General features: G+C 31.7%; 2 protein-coding genes. Both read left to right on the top strand.

Annotation, left to right across the window (positions count from 1 at the left end):
• The coding region (locus PLW95_06935) for a hypothetical protein (protein HOV22393.1) at nt 1-346 on the top strand (346 nt) is incomplete at its 5' end.
• A 488-nt stretch (nt 347-834) separates the two neighbouring features.
• Entirely contained in the window at nt 835-3396 is a 2562-nt protein-coding gene (locus tag PLW95_06930) for a hypothetical protein (protein ID HOV22392.1), read from the top strand.
• Nucleotides 3397-3630 lie beyond the last annotated feature (234 nt).

Here is a 3630-nt window from a genome sequence, read left to right as displayed (position 1 = left end):
TCCAAGCCAGAAATTTAAATATCCCTCTCCTCGTCCAGTTTCTTATGCTTTTTCTCTATATACAGTAACTGAGGGAATAAAAATCAGAAACGATCCAGTAACAAGAATGGCAAAACTTAACAGAGTAAAAGCGCCATCTGAAAAAGTATGGTTATCAGATTATTTTAGGACCTATAACTTTAATCCTGGTCTAATAGTGCCAACACGGTGGGAATCGGAAGGTTTTAGGATACATAATAATGGAGTGAATTGTCTTTTTTTTGATGGGCATGTAGAATGGGTAAGTTTTGAAAGGGCACAAGCTCCTGTACAAGGTACGCCAAATCCAATGTTTCGACCTTTTTAACAGGGAGTAAAAAATGAGGTCAATCCTAACTGAACTCCATTAGAGCAGTCCTAATTTTTAGCATCTACGATATCTTATTGCTCAATAATATACCTAGGCTAAACTTGAAGAAGTTATTTTAAGAGGGTTTTTAGAATTAAAAGAGTTTTTATTTTCTGATCAAGTTTATTTGGTAAAAATTCTTAGAGTTTAAGTTTTTCTTCTTTCTGTTTGTCAATACACTGATACCTATCAATGTCTCTTTTTGTTTTTTTGAAAATAAATCAAAATCTACATATATTAAGGACCTGCAGAACAATTGAAAAAACTTGGGGGGAGTATAATGAAAACAGAATTAAAATTTGTCAATTCATAGATGTATGTGATAAAGTTAAAAGAAAAATTGATTTGTTGAAAGTAAATCTCATTCTGTGTTTAGTACCGTGCAAAGACAGAAAAGGGCCCGAATTATCGGGATGGGATTCACTGAATACTTACAGGGAAATATTATGAAAAAAATTGACTTAAAGGGGAAATGGATGTTATTGGGTTGTGAACCTAAAACAGGACTACCTGCCGATATTATTAAACCAGAATTAGAGAAAGAACAGTGGTTAATAGCCGATGTTCCAGGAGATGTTAATGCTACCTTATTAAAGTATAACAAAATTCCTAACCCTCACTATGATACTCAGGGACGAGATTGTTATTGGGTTACAGAAAAAGAATGGTGGTATAAATTAGTATTTGATGCTTCAGATGTAGGTAATGCAAAAGCAGACCTTTGTTTAGAAGGAGTAGATGGACATGCAGATATTTACCTTAATAATAAGTATCTTGGTGAGATGAAAAATGCTTTTCGTCAATTTCGTTTTAATATAACTGGTTTATTAAAATTAAAAAAAAATGTTTTGTTAATTAGATTCAAATCAATTGACCAACTTTTAGGTGGTTCCCGTATTGATGAACTCTTAGGATGGAGAGAAAGAAGGGCTTTTATTCGTAAGCCCCAATTTTCATTTGGCTGGGATTGGGCACTACCTATTCCTTCAATAGGTCTTTCAGGGAATGTATGGATAGAATATCATAATGAGTTTTGTATAAAGGAATTTTCTATTCAAACATTTATGAATGGCAGAATAGATTTTTCATTTGAAGTGAGTAAAGGAACGAAACTATCAGGTTATAGTATTATAATAAATATTGATGGATATGGTCAAAATATTACAAAAGAAATTAGAAGAAACACTTTTAAATCTTATACAAGTATAAATATTGAAAATCCAAAATTATGGTTTCCTAATGGATATGGAGAACAACCACTATATCATTATTCAATAGGCCTTTTAGTTTCTGGTAATATTGTAGATAAAAAAGAAGGGTATTTTGGTATTCGCGAATCAAAAATTATAGAAGAACCATTTACTCCTGAAGCAGGACATGGTTTTTCATTTAGAATTACAATTAATGGAGAATCTATATTTTGTAAAGGGGCAAATTGGGTTCCATTAGAATTATGGCCAGTAAATGCCACAGAAGAACAATATAGGTTTTACTTAAATAAAGCAAAAGAGGCAAATTTCAATATGCTTCGCGTTTGGGGTGGCGGAATATATGAACCAGAAATTTTTTATAAATTATGTGACGAACTTGGAATAATGGTCTGGCAGGATTTTATGTTTGCGAGTTCTGGTTATCCTGTTGATCTATTAAGGGATGAAATTATTGCAGAAGCAAATTATCAAATCAGACGTCTTAGAAATCATCCATGTATTGTAATCTGGTGCGGCTGTAATGAAGATATTTATTCATGGAGTTATCCTGAACAGGAAGAGGATGATACTCAGCAAGATAGTGGTGTTTATTCTAAAAAAGAAAGTGAAGATAAATGGAAAGTTGATAGATTAAAAGATGACCCACAAATATATACTATGATTTTACGGGGATTAGTCAGTAAATTTGGTCTTGATGTTCCTTATGTAGATTCAAGTCCATCTTCAAAGGATGATTATGGCAATATGCCTAATTCAGGAAATTCGCATATATCTTGCTGGAAATATTCTTTGTTTGAATCAGATGGGAAACCAGAACAATTTAGGAAACATTTTGAAAAAGTATGTTCTTTTGATTCAGAATTTTGTATTCAAGGTCCTTGTGCAGAAAAAACATTTAAAAAGTTTTTTTCTCCTGATAATCTCTGGCCCCCTAATCAAGCGTGGGTATATCATATACAACGAGGTCATGCAAATTTACCCCATCATGAACAAACAATTTTTATTGCAGGTGCTATTTTTGGGAAAATAGATTCTCTTGAGAAATATGTGAAATTTGGTCAAGCAACTCATGTAGAAATGATGAGGGCTGAATTTGAAAGTGCTAGACGAGACCGCCCAAATAATGGAGGAACGATGGTATGGATGTTTAATGATTGCTGGCCTACAAGCAACTGGTCAATTATTGATTATTATAGATGTCCAAAACCTGCATTTTATGCTGCTAAACGAGCATGTGCTACATTACTTCCAATAATTTTTGAACGCTCTGAAAAAATTGAATTCTTTTTTAGCAACGATTCATCTAAAAATGCAGAAGTAGAATTACTTTATGGACAGGAAACATTACAAGGTAATCAAGTTTGGTCAAAACATAAGAAATTAACAATAGACAAAAATTCAACTAAATTATTTGATGCTATTGAAAGAGATAAAATGGTATTTCCAATAGGAGATTTTTTATATATTGATGCTATTGTTAATAATAAAAAACTGCCTAGGGTAATTTATTTTCCTGATGGATGGAAAGATATTCAATGGCCACATCCTAATATTGAGATTAAATTTATTGATCAAAAATTTTTTAAAGGAAAGTGGAATACTACTATTAAACTTCGGACTGATACATTTGCTCGTTTTTGTCATATTATATTAAAAGAAAATGATTCAGATATATCTTTTTCAGATAATTATTTTGATATGTCAGCCAGTAGTGATAGAGAAATCAATATTCAGTCAGACGCAAAAATTGACATTAATAATTTAATAATTGGCAATTGGTGGACAAAATGGGAATAAAGTAAATACCAAAAATTCCTATAAAAAGAGCAATCTCCTGCATAATAAAAAAACAAGAAAAATTTTACAAAAGAAAGGAAAACTATGGGAAAAAGATTGAAAATATGGGATGATTGGGTGTGGTTATCTTAGTCGTTGTCACATAGAGGCAATAAAATCATTAGAAGAGACAGAATTAAAAACATTATGTGATGTTGATATTTCACAAGCAGAAAACTTTGCACAGGAATTTGG

This window comes from bacterium, from assembly GCA_035370465.1.
Lineage (GTDB): Bacteria > Ratteibacteria > UBA8468 > B48-G9 > JAFGKM01 > JAGGVW01.
The sequence above is the reverse complement of the archived record's forward strand: the minus strand, read 5'-3'. Positions and strand labels throughout refer to the sequence as shown.

What these genes read in the sequence shown, in the direction of transcription:
- PLW95_06930 (HOV22392.1), top strand. Translation starts at nt 835, where the DNA reads ATGAAAAAAATTGACTTAAAGGGGAAATGGATGTTATTGGGTTGTGAA.